General features: G+C 66.0%; 24 protein-coding genes and 1 pseudogene. 12 read left to right on the plus strand and 13 right to left on the minus strand.

Going from position 1 to position 25380, the window contains the following annotated elements; translation table 11 throughout:
* Positions 1-143 precede the first annotated feature (143 nt).
* Positions 144-674: a hypothetical protein gene (locus JWN03_RS17755; RefSeq protein WP_297615904.1), complete on the plus strand. Its 531-nt coding sequence runs from the start codon at positions 144-146 to the stop codon at positions 672-674.
* Here the strand turns inward: JWN03_RS17755 and JWN03_RS17760 are convergent.
* Positions 590-2689 (minus strand): thioredoxin domain-containing protein, encoded by a 2100-nt coding sequence (locus tag JWN03_RS17760; protein ID WP_297615906.1) that lies wholly within the window; start codon positions 2687-2689, stop codon positions 590-592. The two genes, JWN03_RS17755 and JWN03_RS17760, sit on opposite strands and share 85 nt — an antisense overlap.
* Positions 2690-3265: 576 nt before the next feature.
* On the opposite strand from JWN03_RS17760, the gene JWN03_RS17765 reads away from it, so the two are divergent.
* Positions 3266-3916, plus strand: coding sequence for an FAD-dependent monooxygenase (locus tag JWN03_RS17765; RefSeq protein WP_297615908.1), 651 nt, complete (start codon positions 3266-3268; stop codon positions 3914-3916).
* Positions 3917-4062: 146 nt separating this feature from the next.
* Here JWN03_RS17765 and JWN03_RS17770 read toward each other — a convergent pair whose 3' ends face one another.
* The 3 genes from JWN03_RS17770 to JWN03_RS17780 are packed head-to-tail and all read right to left on the minus strand — an operon-like array spanning position 4063 to position 6526.
* On the minus strand, positions 4063-5568 hold the full coding sequence (locus tag JWN03_RS17770) for a UbiD family decarboxylase (protein ID WP_297615910.1): 1506 nt from the start codon (positions 5566-5568) through the stop codon (positions 4063-4065).
* 2 nt (positions 5569-5570) lie between these two features.
* Positions 5571-6140, minus strand: a complete 570-nt coding sequence (locus JWN03_RS17775) for a UbiX family flavin prenyltransferase (RefSeq protein WP_297615912.1) — start codon at positions 6138-6140, stop codon at positions 5571-5573.
* Entirely contained in the window at positions 6137-6526 is a 390-nt protein-coding gene (locus JWN03_RS17780) for a VOC family protein (protein ID WP_297615914.1), read from the minus strand. The genes JWN03_RS17775 and JWN03_RS17780 overlap by 4 nt, the downstream gene beginning before the upstream one ends.
* 122 nt (positions 6527-6648) lie before the next feature.
* Here JWN03_RS17780 and JWN03_RS17785 point away from each other — a divergent pair, with 122 nt between their 5' ends.
* The 3 genes and pseudogenes from JWN03_RS17785 to JWN03_RS17795 form a co-directional block, all read left to right on the plus strand.
* Positions 6649-7662, plus strand: a complete 1014-nt coding sequence (locus tag JWN03_RS17785) for an AraC family transcriptional regulator ligand-binding domain-containing protein (RefSeq protein ID WP_297615916.1) — start codon at positions 6649-6651, stop codon at positions 7660-7662.
* A gap of 179 nt (positions 7663-7841) precedes the next feature.
* Positions 7842-9431 carry a hypothetical protein gene (locus JWN03_RS17790; protein WP_297615918.1) on the plus strand — a complete coding sequence of 530 codons (1590 nt, stop codon included), beginning with the start codon at positions 7842-7844 and terminating at the stop codon, positions 9429-9431.
* A 156-nt stretch (positions 9432-9587) separates the two neighbouring features.
* Positions 9588-10001, plus strand: a pseudogene (locus JWN03_RS17795) (TetR/AcrR family transcriptional regulator C-terminal domain-containing protein); the annotation flags it as partial.
* 4 nt (positions 10002-10005) lie between these two features.
* Here JWN03_RS17795 and JWN03_RS17800 read toward each other — a convergent pair.
* Genes JWN03_RS17800 through mca form a run of 3 tightly spaced genes read right to left on the minus strand, consistent with a single transcriptional unit; the run spans position 10006 to position 12116 of the window.
* A complete protein-coding gene (locus JWN03_RS17800) occupies positions 10006-10902 on the minus strand; it encodes an alpha/beta hydrolase (RefSeq protein ID WP_297615920.1) in 897 nt (298 codons plus the stop codon).
* 54 nt (positions 10903-10956) lie between these two features.
* Positions 10957-11223, minus strand: coding sequence for a hypothetical protein (locus tag JWN03_RS17805; RefSeq protein WP_297616091.1), 267 nt, complete (start codon positions 11221-11223; stop codon positions 10957-10959).
* Complete coding sequence (mca, locus tag JWN03_RS17810; protein ID WP_297616093.1) at positions 11223-12116, minus strand: mycothiol conjugate amidase Mca; 894 nt, start codon at positions 12114-12116, stop codon at positions 11223-11225. The genes JWN03_RS17805 and mca overlap by 1 nt, the downstream gene beginning before the upstream one ends.
* Positions 12117-12269: 153 nt before the next feature.
* Between mca and JWN03_RS17815 the strand changes: the two genes are divergently transcribed.
* Positions 12270-12686: a DUF4307 domain-containing protein gene (locus tag JWN03_RS17815; RefSeq protein WP_297615922.1), complete on the plus strand. Its 417-nt coding sequence runs from the start codon at positions 12270-12272 to the stop codon at positions 12684-12686.
* A 249-nt stretch (positions 12687-12935) separates the two neighbouring features.
* Positions 12936-13430 (plus strand): transcription elongation factor GreA, encoded by a 495-nt coding sequence (gene greA, locus JWN03_RS17820; protein WP_297615924.1) that lies wholly within the window; start codon positions 12936-12938, stop codon positions 13428-13430.
* Positions 13431-13678: 248 nt separating this feature from the next.
* Here the strand turns inward: greA and JWN03_RS17825 are convergent, their stop codons facing one another.
* Positions 13679-14824, minus strand: coding sequence for a cystathionine gamma-synthase (locus JWN03_RS17825; RefSeq protein ID WP_297615926.1), 1146 nt, complete (start codon positions 14822-14824; stop codon positions 13679-13681).
* A gap of 102 nt (positions 14825-14926) precedes the next feature.
* Here JWN03_RS17825 and JWN03_RS17830 point away from each other — a divergent pair, with 102 nt between their 5' ends.
* Positions 14927-16102 carry an acyl-CoA dehydrogenase family protein gene (locus tag JWN03_RS17830; protein WP_297615928.1) on the plus strand — a complete coding sequence of 392 codons (1176 nt, stop codon included), beginning with the start codon at positions 14927-14929 and terminating at the stop codon, positions 16100-16102.
* A gap of 69 nt (positions 16103-16171) precedes the next feature.
* Positions 16172-16516 (plus strand): DUF6401 family natural product biosynthesis protein, encoded by a 345-nt coding sequence (locus tag JWN03_RS17835; RefSeq protein WP_297615930.1) that lies wholly within the window; start codon positions 16172-16174, stop codon positions 16514-16516.
* Between the two features lie 205 nt (positions 16517-16721).
* Here the strand turns inward: JWN03_RS17835 and JWN03_RS17840 are convergent, their stop codons facing one another.
* The 4 genes from JWN03_RS17840 to JWN03_RS17855 form a co-directional block, all read right to left on the minus strand.
* On the minus strand, positions 16722-17738 hold the full coding sequence (locus JWN03_RS17840) for a mechanosensitive ion channel family protein (protein WP_297615931.1): 1017 nt from the start codon (positions 17736-17738) through the stop codon (positions 16722-16724).
* Between the two features lie 250 nt (positions 17739-17988).
* Entirely contained in the window at positions 17989-18627 is a 639-nt protein-coding gene (locus tag JWN03_RS17845; RefSeq protein WP_297615932.1) for a transglycosylase SLT domain-containing protein, read from the minus strand.
* Between the two features lie 537 nt (positions 18628-19164).
* A complete protein-coding gene (locus tag JWN03_RS17850; RefSeq protein ID WP_297615933.1) occupies positions 19165-20289 on the minus strand; it encodes an AbrB family transcriptional regulator in 1125 nt (374 codons plus the stop codon).
* A gap of 300 nt (positions 20290-20589) precedes the next feature.
* On the minus strand, positions 20590-21975 hold the full coding sequence (locus JWN03_RS17855; RefSeq protein ID WP_297615935.1) for a cystathionine beta-synthase: 1386 nt from the start codon (positions 21973-21975) through the stop codon (positions 20590-20592).
* A gap of 81 nt (positions 21976-22056) precedes the next feature.
* Between JWN03_RS17855 and JWN03_RS17860 the strand changes: the two genes are divergently transcribed.
* The 3 genes from JWN03_RS17860 (at position 22057) to JWN03_RS17870 (ending at position 24389) form a co-directional block, all read left to right on the plus strand.
* Positions 22057-22518: a hypothetical protein gene (locus tag JWN03_RS17860; protein WP_297615937.1), complete on the plus strand. Its 462-nt coding sequence runs from the start codon at positions 22057-22059 to the stop codon at positions 22516-22518.
* A 173-nt stretch (positions 22519-22691) separates the two neighbouring features.
* Positions 22692-23909: an acetyl-CoA C-acetyltransferase gene (locus tag JWN03_RS17865; RefSeq protein ID WP_297615939.1), complete on the plus strand. Its 1218-nt coding sequence runs from the start codon at positions 22692-22694 to the stop codon at positions 23907-23909.
* 141 nt (positions 23910-24050) lie between these two features.
* Positions 24051-24389, plus strand: coding sequence for a DUF1330 domain-containing protein (locus JWN03_RS17870; RefSeq protein ID WP_297615941.1), 339 nt, complete (start codon positions 24051-24053; stop codon positions 24387-24389).
* A 96-nt stretch (positions 24390-24485) separates the two neighbouring features.
* On the opposite strand, the gene JWN03_RS17875 is transcribed toward JWN03_RS17870, so the two are convergent.
* Positions 24486-25355, minus strand: a complete 870-nt coding sequence (locus JWN03_RS17875; protein WP_297615943.1) for a Bax inhibitor-1/YccA family protein — start codon at positions 25353-25355, stop codon at positions 24486-24488.
* Positions 25356-25380 lie beyond the last annotated feature (25 nt).

Consider the following 25380-nt stretch of genomic DNA (forward strand, 5'->3'; position numbering starts at 1 on the left):
GACATTCGGGATGACGGGTCCACGGGGAGGCGGTCGGGATAGCCGCTCGGTTGCGCGGATTGGGTTGTCGTACTGCGGGATTAGGGCGTCGCAGTACTCGGGGGTGATCCGGGGAGGCAGGGGGACCGGTCATCGTTGCGGGCATGAACGATGCCGGTTTTACCGATACCGCACCGGATGTGGGCGGGCGAGATCATGCGAGCCTGCTGTCGATGGCCTACCGGGCGATCGTCGTCGCGCTGCTGGCCGGGGCGGGCGAGACGCTGCTGCATGTGGTGCTGGCGCTCCGCGACCACGATATGGCGGCCCGAACGCTGCTGCCCGTGCTGATCGTCCGGGGCGCCAGCTATCTGGCGGTATTCGTCGTAGCCCTGCGGATGGTGGCCGATGTCCGTTGGGCCCGAGGTGTTCTCGTGTTCGGGCTCGGCACCCTCGGGCTGGCTTCGCTGGTGGTCGAGCCCCTCACGGCGGTGCTGACGGCGGACCGGTTCGCTGACCTGTTCGCGCATTGGACCCCGGCGGCGGTCACGCTGGGGGTGTTTCGCGGTGTGCACATCGCGGCGGTGCTGGTGGCCCTCACCGCAATGATTCAGGCCAGCGGCGGAAGCAGCGCCGACCGGACTTCCGACACTGTGGTGACCGGGAGGTCGCAGACCGAGCCGCGGCAGACGTAGGCGGCGGACAGGTCCGCGACCGGGGGACGGTCGGCCAGCAGCGGCTGGGAATCCTGATCGCCGGAGACGATGACGGTGCCGCCCGGGGCGGCCACACGGGCTGCCGTGGCCAGGCAGGCGGCCCAGCCGTCCAGGTCGGCGTCACCGGCGGAGACGGCTACCTGGATGGGGCCGCGCAGCGAGGCTTCGGCCACCGCCAGCCAGTGACCCGCCGAACGGGGTGCACGGGCGAGTAGGACCGCGCCGCGCGTGAGAGTCCGGTCGGCCAGATCGCGGTAGCGAGTGGCACGCTCCGGATCACTGAGGGCGGAGGCGGTGAGCAGCGCGTCGGCCAGGACGGACGTGCCCGCCGGGGTCGCACCGTCGGCGGGGTCACGCGGGCGAGTGACCAGGGTTTCGGCATCGTCGGCGGTATCGAACCAGCTGCCCGGGGTTTCCGGATCGGCGAAATGCGTCACCGCGGCATCTAGAACGCGCTCCGCATGGGCCAGCCAGTCCCCGCTGCTGGTCTGATGCACGGTGAGCAAACCCAGTGCGAGCCAGGCGTAATCCTCCAGCACGCCGGGAGCAGCGCCGGCGACCCCGCCGAGGGAGGCGCGACAGACCCGGCCGTCGCGCACGTGCACGTTCAGCAGGAAGGCGGCGCAGCGTTCGGCGGCGGCGATCCAGACCGGATTCAAGTGTGCCGCACCGGCTTCCGCGAGCGCAGCGATGGCCATACCGTTCCAGGCGGTCACCACCTTGTCGTCGCGCGCGGGCTGCGGGCGGGTCTCACGAGCGGTACTCAATGTGGCCCGAATGCGTTCGAAGCGTTCGTAATCCGCCGCGCCGGGATCGGTGTACCGGGTCAGCACCGAGGTGCCCTGCTCGAAGGTTCCGGCTGTGGTGACGCCGAAAAGCTCTGCGGCCCAAGCCCCGTCGTGCGCGCCCAGTTCACCGTTGAGTTCCGCAGGAGTCCACACATAGGTGGCTCCCTCCACGCCGGGTTGTCCCGGTTCGAGGTGCGTATCGGCATCCAGCGCGGATGCGAACCCGCCGTGTTCGGTGCCCAGATCCTCCAGCAGGAAGCCGACGGTTTCGCGAGTCACGCGCAGCGCCAGCGGTTCCGAGGCATCCGGCGCCGCCAGCGGATCACGCCAGGGCGCTTCCTCCCCGTCCTGTGCCCGCCGTGCCAGATGCGAATACACGCGCAGCAGTTGCGCATTGTCGTAGAGCATCTTCTCGAAGTGCGGCACCACCCAGGCGTCGTCCACCGAGTATCGCGCGAATCCGCCGCGCAGCTGGTCGTAGATCCCGCCCCGCGCCATCGCCTCGGCGGTGAACGAAACCGTCTGCCGCACAGCCTCGTTCCCGGTGCGCTCGTAATCGCGCAGCAGTCCCTCCAACAGCGCGGACGGCGGAAACTTCGGCGCGCCGCCGAATCCCCCATGCTGTGGATCCATATCCTTCAGCACGGACGCGACGGCGTGATCCAGCAGATTGGCACTGAGAGACACGATGCTGTCCGGCAGTCCCGCCGTCTGCTGCCGCAGCGCCTCCCCCACCTGCGTGGCCGCCTGATCCACCTCATCGCGCCGATTCCGCCAGGTATCGGTCACCGCGCCCAACAGCTGCGTGAACGACGGCATCCCATGCCGCGGCGTCTTCGGGTAATAGGTGCCGCAGTAGAACGGCTCCCCCTCCGGCGTCAGGAAGCACGTCATCGGCCACCCGCCCTGCCCGGTCATGGCGACGGTCGCATTCATATACACCGCATCCAGATCAGGCCGCTCCTCCCGATCCACCTTGATGCACACGAAGCTCTCGTTCATGAGCGCCGCCGTACCCTCGTCCTCGAACGATTCGTGCGCCATCACATGACACCAGTGGCAAGACGCGTACCCGATAGACAGCAGGATCGGCACATCCCGCTCCCGCGCCGAAGCCAGCGCCGCAGCATCCCATTCCCGCCAATGCACCGGGTTGTCGGCGTGCTGGCGCAGGTATGGCGAGGTGGCATCCTTCAGGAGGTTCACACTGTCCAGCTTTCCACAGCACGGCGCCGGTCAGCCGGTTCGCGCCCGTGTTTACAGCGCACAACTGCGGGCGGGAGTGCACTCCGCTCGAGCCCTGTTCTCGCACGGATGCGAAGGTCCGGTACGGCCGGACGCGACCGGTGCGCACGGCTGACGATGGCCGGCATGTTGCTCACGCGCGAGGCCGATCTGTTCGAAGGATCCAGGAGCCGCCTGGAGGCGATCGCCGCCAGTGCATCAGCCTCGGCCGCCGCGATGCCATCGTGCAGAAGGTGACCAAGGAGGATCTCCGGCAGATCTTCAACTAGGGATCCGGCAATTCTGGGATTTCAGCATCGCGAATATGGGATCACTTGCGCGGCCGGGGATCTCGTGTTGTTCGGCTGGCAACCCATTCCAATAGCAGCTGTGCGAGCGGTCCTGGGCTGTGGACCTGCTGACAGTCGGCGGTAGGCCGGGTATGCCGTGTCAGCGCATGTGTCAGGTCTGTGTCAGGTCGCCTGGCGACAGTAGTCGCATCAACAGTTCAAGGTCGTCGGGCTGCGCGTCCTCGGCACACGGACTTCAGGAGAGATCATGCCCAGCAGTCGGACCGTTCTCATCTCGGGTGCAAGCATCGCCGGACCGGCACTGGCCTACTGGCTCAACCACTACGGCTACCAGGTCACCGTTGTCGACCGCCTGCCCGCCGAGCTGCGGCCCGGCAGCCAGGCCGTCGACTGCACGGGCAGCACCCTGCGTGAACTATTGCAGCGCATGGGGATTCTCGATGACGCCTGCGCACACCGCACCGGCAAGACCGACACCGTCTTCGTCGACGAGAACGGTACGCAACTGGCATTGATGTCCGGCGATTACACCGGTGGCGATGTCGAGATCCTGCGCGGCGACCTTGCGCGCATCAGCTACGGGAAGACCCGCCGGCTGTCTTGGCCGGAGCAGGTCCAACAGGTCCTAGCCGAAACAATCGGCACCGGCGACGCGTCACTCACCGCGGTCGCCCGCAGACTCCTGGTCAGCCCACGCACCCTCCAGCGATATCTGGCAGCAGCGGACACCACCTGGCGAGCACAACTCGACCTGGCCCGGCAGCACACCGCACAACGGAGCGACCTCACCTCCACCTTCGCCCTGGCACACCGACTCGGCTACGCCGACGCCCGCAGCCTGCGCCGCGCCGCCCACCGCTGGGACGCTAACGAACTGTGTAAGGAGAAGCCCTGGTAATACGGCGGAGTCCGGGGTTCGATTCCCCCCGCCGCTCCGGCGACAATGCACTCCTACCCAGCGACAATGCTGGATAGGAGTGCACTTTCGTTGCTTCAATGGTTGATCGGGGCCTGGTCGATGTGGCGTCGTAGTCAGTTCATGCGTCAGCGATAGCCGTACGCCGACCAGCGCGCCAGGACGCGCTGCTGGATCTCGACCGGCCAGCCGTTCTCGAAGCTGCCCTTCGCCGGCCGCTTCTCCGGGGGATAGAGGTCGGCCAGCAGGCAGTTGTAAATAACCTTGCCCGCTTTGAAACCATGCTGCTCCGGCTCGGACAAATAGATCGCCAGGGGGTCGGTCAGCGCAGGCGGATAGTGGAATTCCCCGCGATCGACATCGGGGTGCGACCGGGTGGCGAACGCCCACACCACCTCGTTCAGGTCGGTGATGTCGATATCGTCCTCCACCAGCAATGTTTTCGGTGCATGCACCGCCGCCGGACCACCCAGGACCACTTCGGCGACCTTGGCCACCAGTTCGTGCGATGCCAGCCCGGTGGTCTCGTGCCAGTCCCGCCGCACCGCGAGCGTCAGCCAATGCAGGGCTGCCTCCGGGTTGTACCAGGCCGAGGAGATCGGCAGGCCCGCGGTGCGCAGCAGGTGCAGGATCTCGGCGGCGGACGCGGTGCCGGTGACGGTGTCGTCCTCCTCGACCGGCGGACCGGCCGCCACAACGGGCAGAATCGCGTTGTCGCAGTGGGTGATCGCGGTGACGTGCAGCACGGCCTTCGCCGATTGCTCGGTGGCGTTGTAGCCGGGGTATTCGTTGAACGGCCCCTCCGGGACCGTCTCTTCAATCGAGACATAGCCCTCGATAACAACTTCCGCCGTGGCGGGCACCAGCAGATCCACGGTTTCGGCGGGCACCAACTCGATACCCTCGCCGAATATCGCGCCGAGATAGTGGCTTTCGTCTACCCCCTCGGGTAATGGCATGCCGCCCACCACGGCCAGGCCGGGTTCCACACCGAGTGCCACCGCGATCGGCATCGGCTCGCCCGCCGCCGTCCACTGCGACCGGATGATTCCGATCTGCTGCGTCCTGGGCAGCAGGCAGGCGAGACTTGCCTTGTCGTGCACCATCATTCGATTGATCGACCAGTTGGTCCAGGAGCCATCCGGCGTGCGAACGATATTGGTGCCGAAGGTCTGGATGTACCGTCCGCCGTCATTGCCGTGGATGAACGGGGTGGGGAACGCGAACAGATCGATCTCGTCACCGCGCAGGATGTTCTGCTTGCAGGGCGCGCCGGCGCGATCGACCACCGTGGGCGGAATGCCCGGCACGGCACGGGCATCGGCGAGTGCCGCGACGATCTGCTGGCCGGTGGAGTCGGCGGGCAGCCCGACCGACAGCGCGAGCCGGGCCAGTGGGTGCGCCGGGCCGCTCAGCGCCGCGGGCGCGCCGAACAGGCGGAAGCCGCTGTCCTCGTACCCGCTCAGCCGGGTGAACAGGGGCGCGGGTGCGCGCAGGTCGTAGCTGCGGCGGATGACCGCGCCGACCTCCAGGTTCCAGTCGACCTCGGCGTCGATGGTCTGAATCTCGCCGAGCTTGTCCAACTCGGCGATGTAGTCGCGCAGGCTGGTGATGTGGTTCACGATGTCTCTCATTCCTATTCGCCCCAGCGGGGCAGGTCCGGCAGTTCGATGCCGAGTAGGTCCAGAGCCCGGCCGACGCTGTGGTCGACCAGGTCGGCGATGTTGTTCGGGCGCAGGTAGAAGGCGGGCACCGGCGGCATGACAATCCCGCCCATCTCGGTGACGGCGGTCATAGCGCGCAAATGACCTAGGGTGAGCGGGGTTTCGCGCACCATCAGCACCAATCGGCGCCGTTCCTTCAGGGTCACGTCAGCAGCCCTGGTCAGCAGATTGTCGCCATTGGCGTAGGCGATCGCGGACAGGGTGCGAATCGAGCACGGCGCGACCAGCATGCCCGCGGTACGGAATGAGCCGGACGCAATCGCCGCGCCGATATCGGCAGGCCGGTACACCACGTCCGCCATGGCAGCGAGATCCCTTGCGCTGAGCTCTGTTTCGTACGCACGGGTTTGCTGTCCCGCGGGCGTCACCACCAGGTGGGTCTGCACGCCCACCTTCCGGGCCAGCTCCAGCGCCCGGATGCCGTAGGCGATCCCGGTGGCACCGCTGATGCCGACCACCAGTCGGGGCTCGGTCACGGTCACCCGGCCAGATTCACGGCCGCGACCTTGACTGGAGACAGCTCGACGAACTCGAACAGGGTGCCATCGGGGTTGCGGACAAACATATTTCGGCCGGTGGGGATGTCGGCCGGCTCCTGCTGCACGGTCGCGTCCGCGGGCAGCATGGCGCGCTGCTCCTCGAGCGAGGACACCATGGCGACCACGTCCTGGCGCACTGCTGCCGCCAGGTTCGCCTGCGAGCCACCGATGACCACCAGTGGACCGACCGTGGCGATCTGGAGGCCACCCGCGTCATAGCGGAACCGCAGCGGGGACGGGGCGCCGAACGTCTTCTCGTAGTAATCGACGGTTACGTCGAACTCGTCGGCGCTGACGCGAATGGGCGTGTAGCTGTGCGTTATTGCCATGGCGGAGAAGACCTTTCGTACGGCACTGCGAACGCGTCCGAGCCTTGTCGAATGCCTCGCCGCCGCATAGGCCGGTTCGCGCCAGCCGGGTGCCAGAACGCGACACCCGGTAGATTGGCCCGATGAGCGACGCGCCGACCTATAGCGCGGTCCTGGCTCGATGCGTCTTGAACACGGCGGGTCACGGCTTGGACCCATATCGGCTGCTGCATGCGGCGCACGCTCCGGATGCCCTGCTGACCAGCGAACACGGGTTGGTGTCGACCGGTTCGTATCTCCGGCTGTGGGAGCACGCCGAATTCGCGCAGGACACCACCGAGGAAATCGGCCTGCGCATCGGCGATATATATCGGGTCGGACAACTCGGGATTTTCGACTATCTCTTCGGCACCGCCGCCACCGTCGCCGACGGGTTGGCGGCTATGCGTGGGCCGTTGAGCATGGCCACCAATCATCGCTACCGGCCCGGTGCAGGGGACCCGGATCGCGAGATCACGACGATATTGGAATTGCGCGAAGGCGAGGGACGCGGCGTGGATATGGCGGTGCAGGCTGCCTATGCCAGCAACCTGGCCCGTATCCGAACCGCCACCGGTGCACCGGTCACGCCGGTGCGGGTAACGCTGCGCCAACGGCCACCCCGGCGGATGAAGCCGTTCCGTGCGGCATTCGGCACCAACCGGATCGACTTCGACGCCCCTCAGGACTCCATGACGCTGGCGGTGACCGATCTGGCCCTGCCGCTGCGCACCGCCGACCCGGTGTTGGCGGGCATTCTGCGCACCCACGTCGCGGCTATCGCCACCCCGAGCCTCGACCAGCTGTCTTGGCCGGAGCAGGTGCAACAGGTCTTAGCCGAAACGATCGGCACCGGGGACGCGTCACTCACCGCGGTCTCCCGCAGACTCCTGGTCAGCCCACGCACCCTCCAGCGATATCTGGCGGCAGCGGACACCACCTGGCGAGCACAACTCGACCTGGCCCGTCAGCACACCGCACAACAGAACGGCGCCACCTCCACCTTCGCCCTGGCACACCGGCTGGGCTACGCCGACGCCCGCAGTCTGCGCCGCGCCGCCCACCGCTGGGAACCTCACACCGCCCAGAAAATACAGAACGCGCACGCCACAATGTGACATTGCCACCGCCCATCCCCCCGAATTGCCCTGCAGCGGAATCGATCTCAGCCCGGCCGCATCCCCGAAATCCCATTCGGCATCGCGGTCGACCTCGACTGTTCCCTCGGTCGACGGTCGGCCCGCATGTCGTGAGCGAGAAGCGCGATATGCCACGGCGGCGAGGTTAGGGTCTCCCGGTGGATTTCTCTGCGCGCGGCGCGATCTTGTCGATTGTTTCCGTATGCGCTCTGGCAGCCATGCACGGTGGGATCGATATCGCTCCGGCGGCGGCGAATCCGGTCGGGCAGCCATTGAGCTGTGTACCCGCGATCGGGACGGCGCAACTCATCCCGCCATTGCCCGGGCTGTTCCTGCCATTGCCGAGCATCCGGGGGATTTCGGAATTCGACGATCTCGCTCCGGCGCCGGCCGATCTGACGTTTCCGCCGAGTATCGACTTCCGCGATAACACGCAGGGCTTCAACAGCTACGTCGAAGTGGTATTGCAGCGCGGGTCGTTGTTCGTCCGCCCCCGCAACTCGAACTCCACTTGGCGCAGGATCAATACCCCGGACTGCCTCGACGGCAATATCGTCGCGACGTCGGTGGACAGCAATATGCTTGTGGCAGTGGACAAGAACGGGTGGATCTACTCGCTCGACAATATGCTCTCCGGACCCATGCTGTGGAACTGGACGCATTCCTACGGCGGACCCATCTGGCTGTGGCCCGGTGCCACCATCCCGCAGGATGCCACCGAATCGCCCACCTCGAACAAGTGGGCACTCAGCCATCGCATGTCGACCAGCTTCGTCGATGCGGAGGGAAATACCCATCCGCTGACGGCGGGCCTGGTCCAGATCGTCAGCCTGACCGGAGACGGCTCGCGGATCACCTACCAGGATCCGTGGCTGCCCGCGGACCTCAGCTATGAAATCGGCGGACCGCAGCAGGGCAGATTCATTTCCGAATCGCTGTCCACCTCAGGGTCGATGACCGTTGTCATGAACCGCTACGGCGATATGTACACCCGCAAATACGACCTCGACTTCGCCGGCGCGAACCACATTCCGGGGCGCTACACCTGGCTACCGCAGGGCAAGAAGCCGGAGGGGCCCTCTCAACTGGCCGAACGCGTCGACACCCGATATGCAGCCATATCGCTGCCCGCCGCAGACTGGCAACAGCAACCGAAAGTCCCGGGCGAGATCACATCCCGGCTCTCCATTCACGACACCGGACCCGCCGTGGAAGATCGGGAATTGACCGTCGAGGGCCGGGAAAACGGCCGGACCGGGTACTGGCACAAGGATGTTCGTGCGGAAGCGTGGCAGTTCACCGCCACGGACCAGCCACTCCGGCAGCCCCTGCTGACCGGAAATCCCGGCGTAGACCAATCACGGTCGGCGCTGGCTCCGGAGAGTCAGCTCTCCTATCGAGGTGCGCTGCCCGCCGGCTGGATATTGAATGTCGACAACTTCGACTGGGCGCAGACCGAACATCAAGCCACACTGACATCGCCGACGGGCCGGGCCTACCCGATCGAGCTGTACACCGCCGACGAATTGCGCCTGCTGCCGCGCGCCTCCGGCCTGGACGACACTCCCCGCGGATTGGAAGGCGCCCTCGATCTACGCGGAGCGCAGCCCTGGCTGGACGGTAATGCCGAACTCGACAACCTGATCAAGACCCAGTTCGGCGGACAGCAGATATTCGAGGTCAAGGTCCAGGCGACGACCGCCCAGCTGGCGATCAGCCCTACGGGTATCACCCTCGAACGGATCTGAATCAGTCGACGGTCGGCCAGTCCCAGCCCAGCTGCAGGAACATACCCAGACGGTCGCTGACCGCACGGATCTCAGTTATCCGGCCCTCCACCACAGTGAAAATCCAGATCTGCTCGACATCGCACGTCCGACGCCGCCGCCTTCGATACGGGCGACGGGCCGTGGACGACCGCCCTGGGCGACTACGCCCGGCTGCTGCGGGCCGCGCTGCTGCGTCATCCAGGAGTGCTGCCGCTGATCGCCACTCGTCCGGCGGTCACGCCGCAAACGCTCCGCACCGCCGAACGTGGTCTGGAAATCCTTTGCGCGGCAGGGTTTCCCGTCGGCCACGCCCTGAGCGCGCTCAATGCGCTCACGCTGTTCGTCATCGCGCACGCGACGGCAGAGGTCTACATCTCACCGCTCAATGCCGCCGAGGCGCCCGGGTCTGTCGATTACGTCGCGGAACTGGATCCCGCGGAATTCCCGCTGCTGGTCCAGGCCGCCGGCACCTCGGAGGGCACGGACGACAGCGCCCGCTTCGATTTCGCCATCGAAGCGCTCATCACCGGCTACGCGGCCACGCTGTAACCGCTCAGCCCAGCCGCTGCCGGAGGAAGGCACCGATGTCATCGGTGGCCTCCCTCGCCTCCGGGGCATCACCCATGATCGGGTAGACATGCGGCAGCCCGGCGCGGACCTGCAGCGTCACCTCGACACCCGCGGCGACCGCCGCCTCCGCGAAACGCTCTGCGTCACTGAGCAACAGCTCGGCCGAGCCGGCCTGAATCAGCAGTGGCGGCAGGCCGTCGAGCTTGCCGAAGAGCGGCGAGACCAGCGGAGAGCGCGGATCAGCCGCTCCCACATAGGCAGCGAAGGCGCCGCGCAGCATATCCGGGGTGAAAATCGCGTCCACGCCGTCGTTTTCGGTGACGGAGTCACCGGAGACGGTCATATCCACCACCGGGGAGAGCAGGGCAGCGGCCCGTGGCTGCTCACCCGCATCGCGCAGTGCGATCAGCAGTGCCGCAACCAGGGTTCCGCCCGCCGAATCACCGGCCAGCACAATGGAATCCGCCGGCACGCTCTGGTCCGCACGCAGCCAATTCCATACCGCCAGCACATCGTCGAGAGCGGCCGGATACGGATGCTCGGGCGCGAGCCGGTACTCAGGGAACAGCACCCGTACCCCAGCCGCCCGCCCCACTCGCGCCACCAGTTCACCGTGGCTGCGCAGCGATCCGAGCGAGAAACCGCCACCGTGCACGTACAGCAGCACCCGGTTCGAATCCACTCCCGGAGCGTCGACCCAGTACGCCGGAACACCTGCGGCCGAAACCTCGCTCACCGCAATATCTTCGGGCAGCTCGTACTGCTTACCCGCGGGCAGGAAGTTGGCCCGGACCTGATCCAACGACGGCGGCTGCGCGGGGCGATCGGCCCGGCGCAGCCGAAGCTGTTCGATGACGTCCTGCATTTCGCGACTCGGCATACCGTCCGAAACCTCGGTCCGGGCAAGTTTGTTCCGCGCCGCGCAGGCTTTACCTCAGCTGGAAGCCGACTCCGGCTTCGCGGTTTCGCTCTCCTGCTCGACAACTCCGGGCTCGGTGCCCTCGTCGGCCTGCTGATCCGGTTCCGGATGTTCCGGGGAGAAGGAGGCGGGCAGGTTCTTCAGGTGCTTGTTCATGCTGCGCACGAGCAGCACCGTGCCGGCCAGCAGCACCAGCACGATGACCAGGCCCAGTGGTGACGCCTTGCCGAACTCCGGCCCGGTGGGCGTGTTGTTCTGGGCCTGGGCGAGCAGGGCGAGCATCATCGGTTGTCATCCTCGGCGTCGTCTTCGGTGTCGGCGTCGTCGATCCCGGCGAACAGGTCGGTCTCCGGGATGGCGGTGCGCACCCGGGTCTTCGCCAGTTCGAATTCCTCCGTGGGCCACAGCTTCTGCTGCAGCTCGGTCGGTATCGCGAAGAAGGCGCCGTTGGGGTCTATCTGGGTGGCGTGCGCGCGCAGGGCCTCGTCACGCTGCGGGAAGTACTTACCGCAATCCACCTGGGTGGTCACGCGGCTCATGATGTCGCCGCGGGCGGCGGCATAGCCGCGCATGCGGTCCATCCACTCCTGCATGGGGAACGGTTCGCCCATGCGCTCGTACTCGTCGGCGAACACCTCCATGCGGGCGAGGGTGAAACCGTGGTCGTAGTACAGCTTCAGCGGTGTCCACGGTTCGCCCGCGTCCGGGAACCGCTCCGGATCCCCGGCCGCCTCGTAGGCCTCGACGGAAACCTTGTGGCACATGATGTGATCCGGGTGCGGGTAGCCACCCTGCTCGTCGTAGGTGGTGATGACGTGCGGCTTGAATTCGCGCACGACGCGCACCAGCGCCTCGGTGGCCTCCTCCAGAGGCACCAGGGCGAAGCAGCCCTCGGGCAGCGGCGGCAGCGGATCCCCTTCCGGCAGACCGGAATCCACGAAACCGAGCCAGAGCTGCTGGACACCGAGCGCCGCGGCGGCGGCAGCCATTTCCTGACGCCGCACCTCGGCGATATTGTCTTTGATGCCGGGCGTATCCATGGCGGGGTTGAGGATGTCGCCGCGTTCGCCACCGGTCAGGGTGACAACGAGTACCTCATTGCCCTCGGCCGCGTAGCGGGCGGTGGTTGCCGCACCCTTGCTGGATTCGTCGTCGGGGTGTGCGTGTACCGCCATGAGGCGAAGACCACTCACTTCTCGTTCACCTCACCGATCACTGTTTCACCTCATCGCTCTCCGCCAGGTCCAGGCAGGGGTGTCCGATCTCTATTCCCTATAGTTCCATCCGACCAACGTTTGTTCCGACCTACCCCCCGGGAGCGTCCTGTCATGAGCGAAAGACCGGCCGACCGGTATGGTTCGCCCCATCGCAAGACACCCCGGTGGCTGCCTCTCGCCCTGGGCGCGGTGGTCGTGCTGGCCGGACTCGGCATCGCCTACGTCGGCTACAAGCAATACGGCCCGAAAGACATCGAGCCCGATCGCATCGGATACACGGTCGTCGATGATCACACGGTCGACGTGGATTTCAAGCTGACCCGCAAGGATCCGGGCAAAGCGGTCGTCTGTTTCGTGCGCGCCATGTCCGCCGACAGCGACGAAGTCGGCCGCCGCGAAGTGCTCATCCCGCCCTCCGGCAGTGGCACGGTTCGGCTCACGACTACCATCAAGACGACCGCCCGCGCCGGCGCAGGCAATGTGTACGGCTGCAGCGACCAGGTGCCGGCATATCTGCGCGTCGGGTGAAAAGTCCGGAACGCGACCCGCTTTGATGCCTCTACCTGCATCTTTGCGAATCGTGCTAAAATAACGCAACACACGGTTCCGGGGTTCGGAGCCGTGTTTGCTGCATTGACGGCCGGCGCTGTCGGGAACCTCCCCCAGGATGGCTCTGGCTGTCCGCTGTTGTCATGCCCACACCTCGTGGGGCGCAGACAACGGATTTTTCAGGGAATCCCGGCTTGCGCCGGGGACAACTACTAGGGAGTGATCGAGATGACTGAGACGAACGTGACCTGGCTGACCCCGGAGTCGCACGAGAGGCTCACGAGCGAACTCGGCGTGCTCATAGCCAACCGTCCCGTCATCGCGGCCGAAATCAACGAGCGCCGTGAAGAGGGTGACCTCAAGGAGAACGGCGGGTACCACGCGGCTCGTGAGGAGCAGGGCCAGCAGGAGGCGCGCATTCGCCAACTGCAGGAACTCCTCAACAATGCCAAGGTGGGCGTGGCGCCGACCAAGTCCGGTGTGGCACTGCCGGGTTCCGTCGTCAAGGTCTATTACGACGGCGACGAGAGCGATACCGAGACGTTCCTGATCGCCACCCGCGAAGAGGGTCTGAGCCAGGACAACCTGGAGACCTACTCGCCCGCCTCCCCGCTGGGCGGCGCCCTCATCAACGCCAAGGTCGGCGATACCCGCGAATACACCTTGCCGAACGGCAAGACCATGAAGGTAACGCTGGTAACGGCAGAGCCCTACCACAGCTGAGAGTTAAAGCTGAGCGGCCCCCGGTCCTGAACGGACCGGGGGCCGCAGCATATCTGGGACAAGAACAACGAATGCGCCGCACCGGAATCCGGTGCGGCGCTTCGTTTCTTACCGAACGTGACAACTGATCTCGCAAGCTCGGGGTAACTCCCCGGGTACCCCCGAAATCGGTGCCGCACAAGACTGCCGGCACGCGTTCCCAACGGTCAACGGCTCTCAGCCGTGCGCTAAAGGTCCGGGGAGGCGGCTCAGCCCAGTGCTTGTTCGATGTCGGCGAGGAGGTCGCTGATGTCCTCGATGCCGACCGAGAGGCGGACGAGGTCGGCGGGGACCTCGAGGGCGGAGCCCTCGGTGGAGGCGTGGGTCATGGCGCCGGGGTGCTCGATGAGGGATTCGACGCCGCCGAGGGATTCGGCGAGGGTGAAGATCTTGGTGCGGGAGCAGAAGTCGAGGGCGGCGTCCTTGCCACCGTGCACGCGGACCGAGATCATGCCGCCGAAGCGGCGCATCTGCTTCTGCGCGACGGTGTGGCCCGGGTGCTCCGGCAGGCCGGGGTAGATGACCTGGGCGATCTTCGGATGATTGGACAGGAATTCGGCAAGGGTCTCGGCATTGTCGCAATGCCGGTCCATCCGCAGCGCGAGGGTCTTGATGCCGCGCAGGGTGAGGAAGGCGTCCAGCGGGCCGGGGACCGCGCCCGCGCCGTTCTGCAGGAACGCGAACTTGGCGTCCATTTCCTGATCATCGGTAATGAGCGCACCGCCGACCACATCCGAATGCCCGCCCACGTACTTGGTGGTCGAATGCAGCACGATGTCCGCGCCCAGCAGCAGCGGCTGCTGCAGGTACGGGGAGGCGAACGTGTTGTCCACCACCAGCTTCGCGCCACCGGCGTGCGCGACCTGAGCCAGCGCGGAGATATCGCCGATATTCAGCAGCGGGTTGGTCGGGGTCTCGATCCACACCAGCTTGGTGTTCGGGCGCATGGCCGCGGCCACCGCGTCCGCATCGGTCACGTCCGCCACCGAGTACTCGATGCCCCACTGCGTGAACACCTTGTCGATGAGCCGGAAGGTGCCGCCGTACGCATCGTTCGGAATGACCAGGTGATCGCCGGGGCGCAGATTGGCGCGCAGCGCACAGTCGGTCGCCGCCATACCCGAGGCGAAGGCCCGGCCGTAGGTGCCGGATTCGAGGGCCGCGAGATTGGCCTCCAATGCCGTACGGGTCGGATTACCGGTGCGCGCGTACTCGTAACCGCCGCGCATGCCGCCGACACCGTCCTGGGCGAAAGTCGAACTCGCATAGATCGGCACGTTCACCGCACCGGTCTGAGGGTCCGGGTCGAACCCGGCGTGCACGGCCCGTGTGGAGAAACCCAGCTGATCGCTCATAGCCGTAAGCCTAAGTCGCTGCGAATTCACCCTTGCTTCCGGGCACGCATCCGGCGGCCCGGGTCTCGTCCGGGACGGGTGCGCCGTCCTAGGCTGGGGCGCATGGTCACCGTAGACGAGCTGTTCGCCATCGACTCCCTGCTCAATGAGGAGGAGCGTGCGATCCGCGATACCGTGCGCGCCTTCGCGGCGGAGCGGCTGCGGCCGCATATCGCCGAGTGGTTCGAGGCGGGCACCTTCCCGGCGCGTGAGCTGGCGCCGGAGCTCGGCAAGCTGGGGCTGCTCGGCATGCACCTCGAGGGCTACGGGTGCGCGGGCACCTCCGCGACCGCCTACGGGCTGGCCTGCATGGAGCTCGAAGCGGTGGATTCCGGTGTGCGGAGCATGGTTTCGGTGCAGGGGTCACTGGCCATGACGGCCATCCACAAGTACGGATCCGAGCAGCAGAAGCAGCAGTGGCTGCCCGGTATGGCCGCCGGACAATTGCTGGGCTGCTTCGGGCTCACCGAACCGGATTTCGGTTCCAATCCCGGTGGCATGCGCACCCGGGCGCGGCGCGAGGGCGACGACTGGATCCTCGACGGGTCCAAGATGTGGATCACCAATGGTTCCGTCGCCGATGTCGCGATTATCTGGGCGCAGTCGCGGGAGGGTGAGCGCGACACCATTCGCGGCTTCGTAGTCCCCACGGACACACCGGGTTTCAGCGCCCGCGAAATGCATCGCAAGCTGTCGCTGCGCGCCTCGGTCACCGCGGAACTGTCCCTCGACGGCGTGCGCCTGCCCGCCGACGCCCTGCTGCCCGAGGCACGCGGCCTGGCCGCACCGCTGGGCTGTCTGTCCGAGGCGCGCTTCGGCATCGTCTTCGGCGCACTCGGCGCGGCACGCGACTGCCTCACCGCCACCATCGATTACACGCGCACCCGCGAGGTCTTCGACAAGCCGCTCGCGGGCTACCAGCTGACCCAGGCCAAGCTCGCGAATATGGCGCTGGAGCTCGGCAAGGGCCAACTGCTGGCGCTGCATCTCGGCCGTCTCAAGGACCGCAACGAGATTCGCGCCGAACAGATCAGCGCGGGCAAACTCAACAGCACCCGCGAGGCCATCGCCATTGCACGCGAATGCCGGACCATCCTGGGCGCCAATGGGATCACGCTCGAGTACCCGGTGCTGCGGCATGCCAATAATCTCGAATCCGTACTCACCTACGAGGGCACCGCGGAGGTGCATCAGCTGGTACTCGGCGAGGCGCTCACCGGATCCAAAGCCTTCCGCTGAACTAGAGGTCGAGTGCGCTATATCTCACAGCCGCTGCCGCGGCTGCCGGGTGATTGCTAGCATGACCAGGTGTTTTTGCCCGGCTCCGCATTGCTCGTCGTCTCGGCGCGTAAGACTTTGAACCGCCTGCAGCGCACGCACGGAGCCCCGGCCCTCAGCGCCGCACAGGAGTTCCCGGGCGTGGCCGCGGTGGTGGATCAGCACGCCGCGTCCGTGCGCGACATTCTCGAAGTGGGCGTGCAGAATTCGAGCCTGGTGCCGGTGAGCGTGCTGCTGGCCGGCTATGCGCGCGGACTGCTCGAAGACCTGCCGGGGATCGGCCTGGAAGCGCCGACCACTCCCACGGAATGGCAGCAGGCCGACTGGGTGCATCTACGGCTCGCCGCGGTCTGCTCACTCGCCCGCACGGCCTGATCATCACCTCGGGTAGGTCTCGGCCGAAAGCCTGAGCCCCACAACGATATTCGACAAAGCGGCCCGCGTACCGAAGTACGCGGGCCGCTTCACGTCGTCATACCGGCGCGTTCACGTCGTCATCCCGGCGCGCTTTTGGCCGGGATCCATCACGCCGGGGTAGATCCCGGCCAAAAACATGCCGGGATGACGGGGACTTGGGCGCTCAGCGCATTCCGGGCTGATTGCCATTATCGGGCATCTGCCCGCCGTGCTCCGGCATCTGCCCGCCCTGTCCGGGCATTCCACTCTGGCCGGGCATTCCGCCCTGCCCCGGGCCGCCGTATCCGCGCTGCTGACCGTAATCCGGCTGACCCGGCTGGCCGTAGCCAGCAGGCGAGCCAACGGGTTGCTCAGCCCACTTTCCGGGCGGCATCTGCTGGCCGGCCATGGGCCGCTGGCCGCCCATCATGCCCTGCTGCGCCAGCATCTGCTGGTGCGCCGCCTGCCGCGCTCGCGCGGCATCCTCACGCCCGCGCTGGAACGCCTCGGCATGCCCCTTCACCTCGGGCATCTCGCCTTCGACGGTTTCCAGCCAGCCTTCCCAGCGCTGCTGCATGGGCCGGATCAGGCCACCGCCGACACCGACGACGAGCACACCGCCGATGACCGCGAGCACGGTGATGAGGATGGGCATGGTGACCGAGGTCGCCACCCCGATCTGATTGAGCGCCGCGACAATGCCTATGCCCCAAATGAATACGGCCGCGATCCGGCCCATCATGCGCCCGTAGGACAGGCCGCTGAGCATATTCGCGATCATGTCCATCACCACGCGCGCAATGGCGCCCGCAATACAGATGATGACGATCGCGACCGCCAGTTTGGGCAGCCAGCCGACGATGCCGTCGAGCATGGTGCTGATCGGATTCGGCCCGAACACACCGAAACCCAGCTGCAGCGTGAGCAGCAGTACCGCGTAATACGCCAGCTTGGCCATGATGCCGGTGGCGTCGTAGCGGCTGCGGGCCAACATGTCCTGGATGCCGCCGCGTTCCGCCAGCCGGTCGAAGCCGACCCGATTCAAGATCCTGGTCACCAGCCGGGCGACGATCTTCGCCACTATCCAGCCGACAATGAGAATGGCCAGGAAACCGACGAATTTCGGCACGAACGTGGCGACGGAGCTCCACGCGTCCGAGAGGCCCCGCTGGAAATCGATAGCCGAACTCGAGGTGTTCATGAACCCCGTCCCTTCGCTATCTGCTCCGGCTGTTCCGGCCGAGTGCCGGAACTACTCCAAGGGCGGTTATACCCGTTGTTGATCACCGGATTCGGTGGTTTGCGAAATAGTTGCCAAATCGGGTGCCTGTGATTTGCCGGACATTCACGCAGAAAGCCGAAACCCTCCCGGAGCGAAGGCTCAGGGAGGGCTCTGACGGGGTCGGATCGACTGAGTGCGCGTTATCAGCTCGGTCCGCGCTACTCGGGGCTCAGTACGCGCTGTTGACGTTGTCCATCGAGCCGTAGCGAGCGGCGGCGTAGTTGCAGGCGGCCACGATATTGGCGACCGGATCCCAGACATCGGCCGAGGTGCCGTTCACGTGGTACGCGTTGAAGGTGGGATCGATGACCTGCAGCAGGCCCTTGGACGGGATGCCCATGGCCGCATTGGAGTCGTACAGGTTGATCGCCTGCGGGTTGCCGCTGGACTCACGCAGCACGTTGCGCAGGATGCCCTCGTAGCTGCCGGGGATGCCGTGGGCGGACATGATGTCCAGCGCCTGACGAATCCAGCCGTCCAGGTTGTTCGGGTAGACCGGCGCGGGCGGCGCGACCGGAATGACCGGAGCGGGTGCCGGCATGGGGGCGGGGGCCGGAGCCGCAGCCGGTGCCACGTTGGCCGGAGCCGCACGAAGGGCTGCAGCGGCCGGGACAGCGGGAACCGTCGCGGCGGCCAGGGTCTCCTTCAGCGCGACCGGGTGCACATCACCGGAGGCAGTGCCCGCGGCGGTGATGATGGAGCCGAAGACTCCGAGAGCAAGAGCGGCGGTGCCGACCGTACGGGCGGCGGCAACTACCTTGCTACGCCTAGCAGGGCAACGCAGAGCAGTCAGGGTATTCGTAGGCATGATGGATGTAGATTCCTGTTCGGTTTCTGGGGCTCGCAGGCCTGAAAAAGGCAGCGCTCGACTACGGGACGTCTCTCGACGTCCGGCGTTGCACTGGGGCTGTTTCTGGTTTCTGTTGTGAGACCCGTTACGGGCCAGGGAAATTCGGTGCTTCAGGAGGTCTGCAGAGACTGCGCCGGCCGCTTCGGGCCGTGGTGCCTCATCACACCGTTGTCGTGTTCACGTTCCGCATCTGTGTCGACATCTCCTCGCACCAACCAGACTTGTGGTCTGTTTCCAACAAGGTCACAGCTTGATTGCGCTTGTTTAACACAGCGTGAACCAAAACTGAACGGGAGGTGAACTGGCTCGCTTGGAGATCCTTAGACCTGCATCAATACAAGCACTGACCTGGTGATCCAATTGAAACCATTAAGTGTTTCAGATCACAGAACAATTTAGTCCGACTTTTGCGATATACCCGTTTCAGCCCATTTCTCGGCGTTTCGCGATAGCAAAGCGATCATTCAGCAATGCCCGGCACCAATCACACGCGCATCACTGGATAACTTGGGTAACAGCCGGTCGGGGTGTGCCGAACCGCCGCAAAGTGCGCATGAGCAGGGGCAGCATGAACATCATGAGCAGCAGCCGAATGGTCTGCACACTGGTGATGAGCGGCAGATTCGCATTCATTTTGTCGGCCGTCGCGAGCACCGCATTGATTCCGCCGGGCGTGGTCGCGAGATACAGATCCGACATCTCGAGATCGACGAAGTGCGCCAATCCCAGCGCCATCACCGCGACCAGACCCGACAGCGCGAGCACCGCGACGGTCATGGCCGGGATCATGCGCGCCATCTCACGCACCACCTGCCGGGTGAAGCGGGTACCGACCTCGAACCCGATGAGCACGAACAGCAGATCCTTGAACAGATGTGTGGGCGCATAGCCGTGACTGACACCCGCGGCGGTGAGCACCGCGGTCAGCAGCATGGGGCCCAGCAGCGCCGCATTCGGCAATCCGATGCGGCGGCCCACCCAAATCCCTATGAGGCACAACATGATTGCCGTCGAGATACCGGCGACCTGATCACCGCGGCCGACGATCATCCAGTACGGCAGTGAGGGATCCGTCACCGAACCGCCGAGAGTCGCTGGGCGGTAAGCCATTCCCTCTTCATCGTCGAGCAGCGCCGCCACCGCGGGCGCGCTCAGCGCGACCAGCGCGACGCGCAGATACTGCATGAACGCCACCCGGCGCGGGTCCGCGCCGAGCTCATCGGCGGCGGAGACCACGGCGGCGGAACCACCCGCCAGCATGCCCAGCGTCGCAGTCGGCACATCCACCTCGGCGACCCGCGCGAAGACCAATGCCACCGCGACGCTGACCAGAATGGTGGCCGCCGTGACGGCCAGTACGGGCAGCAAATCGAGACCGATCGAGGTCAGCAGCGATACCTGCAGATAACTGCCCATCAGCACACCCAGCATGGCCTGGACGCCGACACTCACCTGGCGCGGCAGCGGCCGGGGCAGCCGATTGGTCATGGCCAGGATCGCGCCCACCACGATCGCGAGAATCATCTGCGGAGCCGGGAACCCCAGACGATCGAGCAGCGCCGCACCGGCCAGCACAGCGGCCGACAATGCCACCCAGATCAGCAACTGTCTCGGGTTCATAGTCACCAAGACTGCCCGGCGACAGTAAACGGACAGTAACGGTGCAGCTATCCCCTCGGCCGGGCTTTGTGATTTCCAATGCAGAACCGAATGATCAAGAGCGGCGCCACAAATCACACGCGAGTAATCCGCACGACCGGCACTGGCCCGCTTCTCCGCGCCTTCAACGCACGGCTGGGGAGCCGTACGTTGATTTGCACGCGTACCAGCAGTCGGGTGCCGAGACGATTCTGGGAGTACCCGGGGAGTTACCCCGAACTCGCGAAATCTGGCGTGACCTTTCGAAGATCGTGAACGGGGTCAGAGCGCCCCGTCGCTGAGGTGGCCCAGCAGATCGTGGCGGGTGATGACGCCGACCGGCTTACCGTCGTCGACCACCATGAGCGCATCGGTGGACTCGAGCAGCTTGGTCGCCGCCGATACCGGCTCGCCGGAGCCGATGAGCGGGAAGCCCGGGCTCATATGCTGCGCCACCGAATCGGTGAGCTTGGCCCGGCCCTCGAACACAGCGGAGAGCAGATCGCGCTCGGTCACGCTGCCCGCGACCTCGCCGGCCATGACGGGCGGCTCGGCGCCGACCACCGGCATCTGTGAGACGCCGTACTCGCGCAGGATCTCGATGGCATCGCGCAGCGTTTCCTGCGGGTGGGTGTGCACCAGATCCGGCAGCTCACCGGTCTTGCCGCGCAGCACATCTCCGACGTGCACCTCGGCGGTCGAACCGTCCAGGCGCGAACGCAGGAAGCCGTAGGAGCTCATCCACTGATCGTTGAAGATCTTGGACAGGTAGCCGCGGCCACCGTCCGGAAGCAGTACGACGACAACCGCATCGGGATCGCGCTCGGCGACCTTGAGCGCCGCCACCACGGCCATACCGCAGGAGCCGCCGACCAGCAGGCCCTCCTCGCGCGCCAGGCGGCGGGTCATCTCGAAGGAGTCCGCATCGGAGACGGCGATAATCTCGTCCGGGATGGCCGGGTCGTAGGCGCTGGGCCAGAAGTCCTCGCCGACACCCTCGACCAGGTACGGGCGCCCGGTGCCGCCGGAGTACACCGAACCCTCGGGATCGGCGCCGATGACCTGGACCTTGCCGCCCGAGATCTCCTTCAGGTAGCGGCCGGTGCCGGTGATGGTGCCGCCGGTGCCGACGCCCGCCACGAAGTGCGTGACCTTGCCGTCGGTGTCCCGCCAGATCTCCGGACCGGTGGTCTCGTAGTGCGATTCCGGACCGCCCGGGTTGGAGTACTGGTTCGGCTTCCAGGCGCCGTCGATCTCGCGCACCAGGCGATCGGAGACGTTGTAGTAGCTGTCCGGATCCTCCGGCGCGACCGCGGTCGGGCAGACCACGACCTCGGCGCCGTACGCGCGCAACACATTCCGCTTGTCCTCGCTGACCTTGTCCGGGCAGACGAAGACGCAGTGGTAGCCGCGCTGCTGTGCGACCAGGGCCAGGCCGACGCCGGTATTACCGGAAGTCGGTTCGACGATGGTGCCGCCGGGCTTCAGCAACCCGGCCGCTTCGGCGGCGTCGATCATCTTGACCGCGATGCGGTCCTTGGAACTGCCGCCGGGGTTCAGGTACTCCACCTTCGCCGCCACCAGTCCGGAGTTCGGACCCACCACCGAGTTCAATCGAACGAGGGGGGTGTTTCCGATCAGATCCACGACGGAGTCAGCGATGCGCATACCCCTCATCGTTGCAGAAAGGATATGGAGGCTTTCGCGCACGTAGGCGATCTCACCGTCGCGGGAAATTACCATCGGCGCATGAGGAGCCCGACCTATGTGCGTGCAGCCCTGATGTTCGGATCCCTCGCGGGCGCGACCATGATCGTTTCCGCCCCGCCGGCACAGGCCCGGACCGTGGAATTTCCGCAGGTACCGACCCTCTTCCGGGACGGGCTGTGCGGCGGCAGTATTCGAGTGTGGGCAGACACCAGCCCGGACTGGCCGGGCCGGGCCATCATCAATGTGCGGGCACAGCCGATCGTCGGAATCGGTCCGGGCGAGTGGAGCTTCGCACCCCTGTGCGAGAACCTGACCACCGTCGCCTGGCGCAATATGAACACCGGTGCGGCAGGCGAATACCGGGTGGTCGTGACCGCGGGCATCTACGGCAGCGTGCAGTACGCGCTGTTCCAGGACACCGGGCCCGGGCACATCGTGGTGACGTCATACACGGACATGGCGAACATCCCGCAGACCGGGGCCTTCGACGTACCGCAATAAGCCCTTGCCCCAGGTCGTGCCCCGCTGCCGAGAGGCAGCGGGGCACGAGAGCCCCCGCGAGTGAGGGATATTCCACAGTTCAATCACTGGGATACCGGCATACCGGATGTTTGATGCACGACACACCCGTCGTAGATTCGAAGTGGTTCACCCCCGCACTTAAAGGAGTCCTCATGGCTGAGGCCGTTATCGTTTCGTACGCCCGCTCGCCCATCGGCCGCGCAGGCAAGGGTTCGCTCGTGGGCATGCGACCGGACGACCTCGCGGCTCAGATGGTGCAGGCCGCGCTCGACAAGGTGCCCGCCCTGGCCGCCAGTGATATCGACGATCTGATGCTGGGCTGCGGCCAGCCCGCCGGTGAGTCCGGTTTCAATATGGCCCGCGCCGTGGCGGTGCAGCTGGGCTACGACTACCTGCCCGGTGTCACGCTCAACCGGTACTGCTCCTCCTCGCTGCAGACCACCCGGATGGCCCTGCATGCCATCAAGGCCGGCGAGGGCGACGTGTTCATCTCGGCCGGCGTCGAGACGGTTTCGCGCTTCCCGAAGGGCACCTCCGACGGCTGGCCCGACACCCACAACATCACCTTCGCCGAGGCCGAGGCCCGCACCAAGGCCACCGCGGAATCCAACGCCACCTGGATCGACCCGCGCGAGAACGACATCCTGCCGGACGTCTACATCGCCATGGGCCAGACCGCGGAGAACGTCGCCACCTACACCGGCATCTCCCGTGAGGACCAGGACCACTGGGCTGTGCGTTCGCAGAACCGTGCGGAAGAGGCCATCAAGTCCGGCTTCTTCGAGCGTGAGATCACCCCGGTGACCCTGCCCGACGGCACCATCGTCACCACCGACGACGGCCCTCGCGCCGGCACCACCTACGAGAAGATCTCCTCGCTCAAGCCGGTCTTCCGCCCCGACGGCACCGTCACCGCCGGTAATGCCTGCCCGCTCAACGACGGCGCCGCCGCGCTGGTCATCATGAGCGACACCAAGGCCAAGTCGCTGGGCCTGACCCCGCTGGCCCGCATCGTATCCACCGGCGTCTCCGGCCTGTCCCCCGAGATCATGGGCCTCGGCCCGATCGAGGCGGTCCGCAAGGCCCTCGGCTACGCCAATATGACCATCGGCGACCTCGACCTCTACGAGATCAACGAGGCCTTCGCGGTGCAGGTCCTCGGCTCTGCCCGCGAACTGAACATGGACCACGACAAGCTGAACATCTCCGGTGGCGCCCTCGCCCTCGGCCACCCGTTCGGCATGACCGGCGCCCGCATCACCGCCACCCTCATCAACAACCTCCAGACCCAGGACAAGCAGTTCGGGCTGGAGACCATGTGTGTGGGCGGCGGCCAGGGCATGGCAATGGTCATCGAGCGCCTGAGCTAGTACCCGAGATTCGTTGCGCGGCCCCCTACTTCGGTGGGGGGCCGTTCTTCGTATTACCTGGCAGGTAATCGACTTCGCTCTCGGGAGCGGGAAACATTGTGGGTATCAAAGGAGTACGCAGTACCGAATGAGGAGCCCAGCATGCCCGGTTACGCCATTGCGCAGCTTTACGATGTCGATCTCAATGCGGGGATCGTGGAGTATCTCGAGCGGATCGACTCGACACTGGCGCCGTTCGGGGGGAAGTTCCTCGTGCACGCCGGGTTGCAGTCGGTGCAGGAGGGGCCTGCGAACGCAGCGGCCATCGTCATCGAATTCCCGGACTACCAGGCAGCTCTGGATTGGTATCAGTCGCCCGCCTACCAGGCGATCCTGCCGCTGCGGACCGAGAATGCCAGCGGCATCGCAATACTCGCGCAGGACTGCGGAGAGAATCATGTCGCCACGGACATCTTGCAGGGCCGGGTGGTACAGGGTTGATCATCGCGGCGCGCGGGATTCGCCGAACAACGAAATGGGCGGGCCCCGGAATTCCGAGGCCCGCCCATTCAGGTATTCAGTTGTGCGCCACCGTTATCAGTCGCGCTGGAAGTAACTCAGCAGGCGCAGGATCTCGATGTACAGCCAGACCAGGGTGACGGTCAGGCCGAACGCCACGCCCCAGGCCGCCTGCGCCGGTGCATTGGCGCGGATGAGCTGATCGGCCGCGTCGAAGTCCAGCAGGAAGCTGAACGCGGCGACGGCGATGACCACCAGGCTGAAGATGATCGACATGGTGCCGCCGTCACGCAGGCCCAGACCGCCCGGCGTGATGAAGGAGGCGATGATATTGCCGACCATCAGGACCAGAACGCCGATCATGGCGGCGACGATCATGCGGGTGAAGCGCGGGGTGACGCGGATGGCGCCGGTCTTGTAGACGACCAGCATGCCGAAGAACACGCCGAAGGTGCCGAGCACCGCCTGCGCGATCAGCCCGGAACCGCCGACACCGCCGAAGGAAACGTTGGTGAACATGAACGACAGCGCGCCGAGGAACAGACCCTCGAAGGCCGCGTAGCTGAGCACCAGCGCCGGATTGTTCTGCTTGCGACCGAAACTCGCGATCATGGCGAGCACGAAGCCGACCAGGCCGCCGACGATCACGAACGGCGTGGCCAGCGAGTGGTTGGACGCGGTGAGCGCGTAGGAGATGATCGCACCGACGGTCACCACACCCAGCGTGATGCCGGTCTTGGTGACAACATCGTCGATGGTCATGGGCCGGGTGAGCGGCACCGCGGGCTGGTTGGGCTGCTGGTACCCGTAGGGCGGGTACTGCGGGGGCTGCTGACCGTACTGGGGATTGGGCTGTCCGGCTCCAGCGGGCGCCGAGCCGAAGCCGGCATAGCCGCCGTTCTGCTGGGGCGTCAGGTTCCGGAAAACCGGGTTGGAGGTGGTGCGCAAGGCGCTTCCCTTTCTGGAGTCGCGG

It is taken from the genome of Nocardia sp. (assembly GCF_025465275.1).
In the GTDB taxonomy this organism is placed as follows: Bacteria; Actinomycetota; Actinomycetes; order Mycobacteriales; family Mycobacteriaceae; genus Nocardia.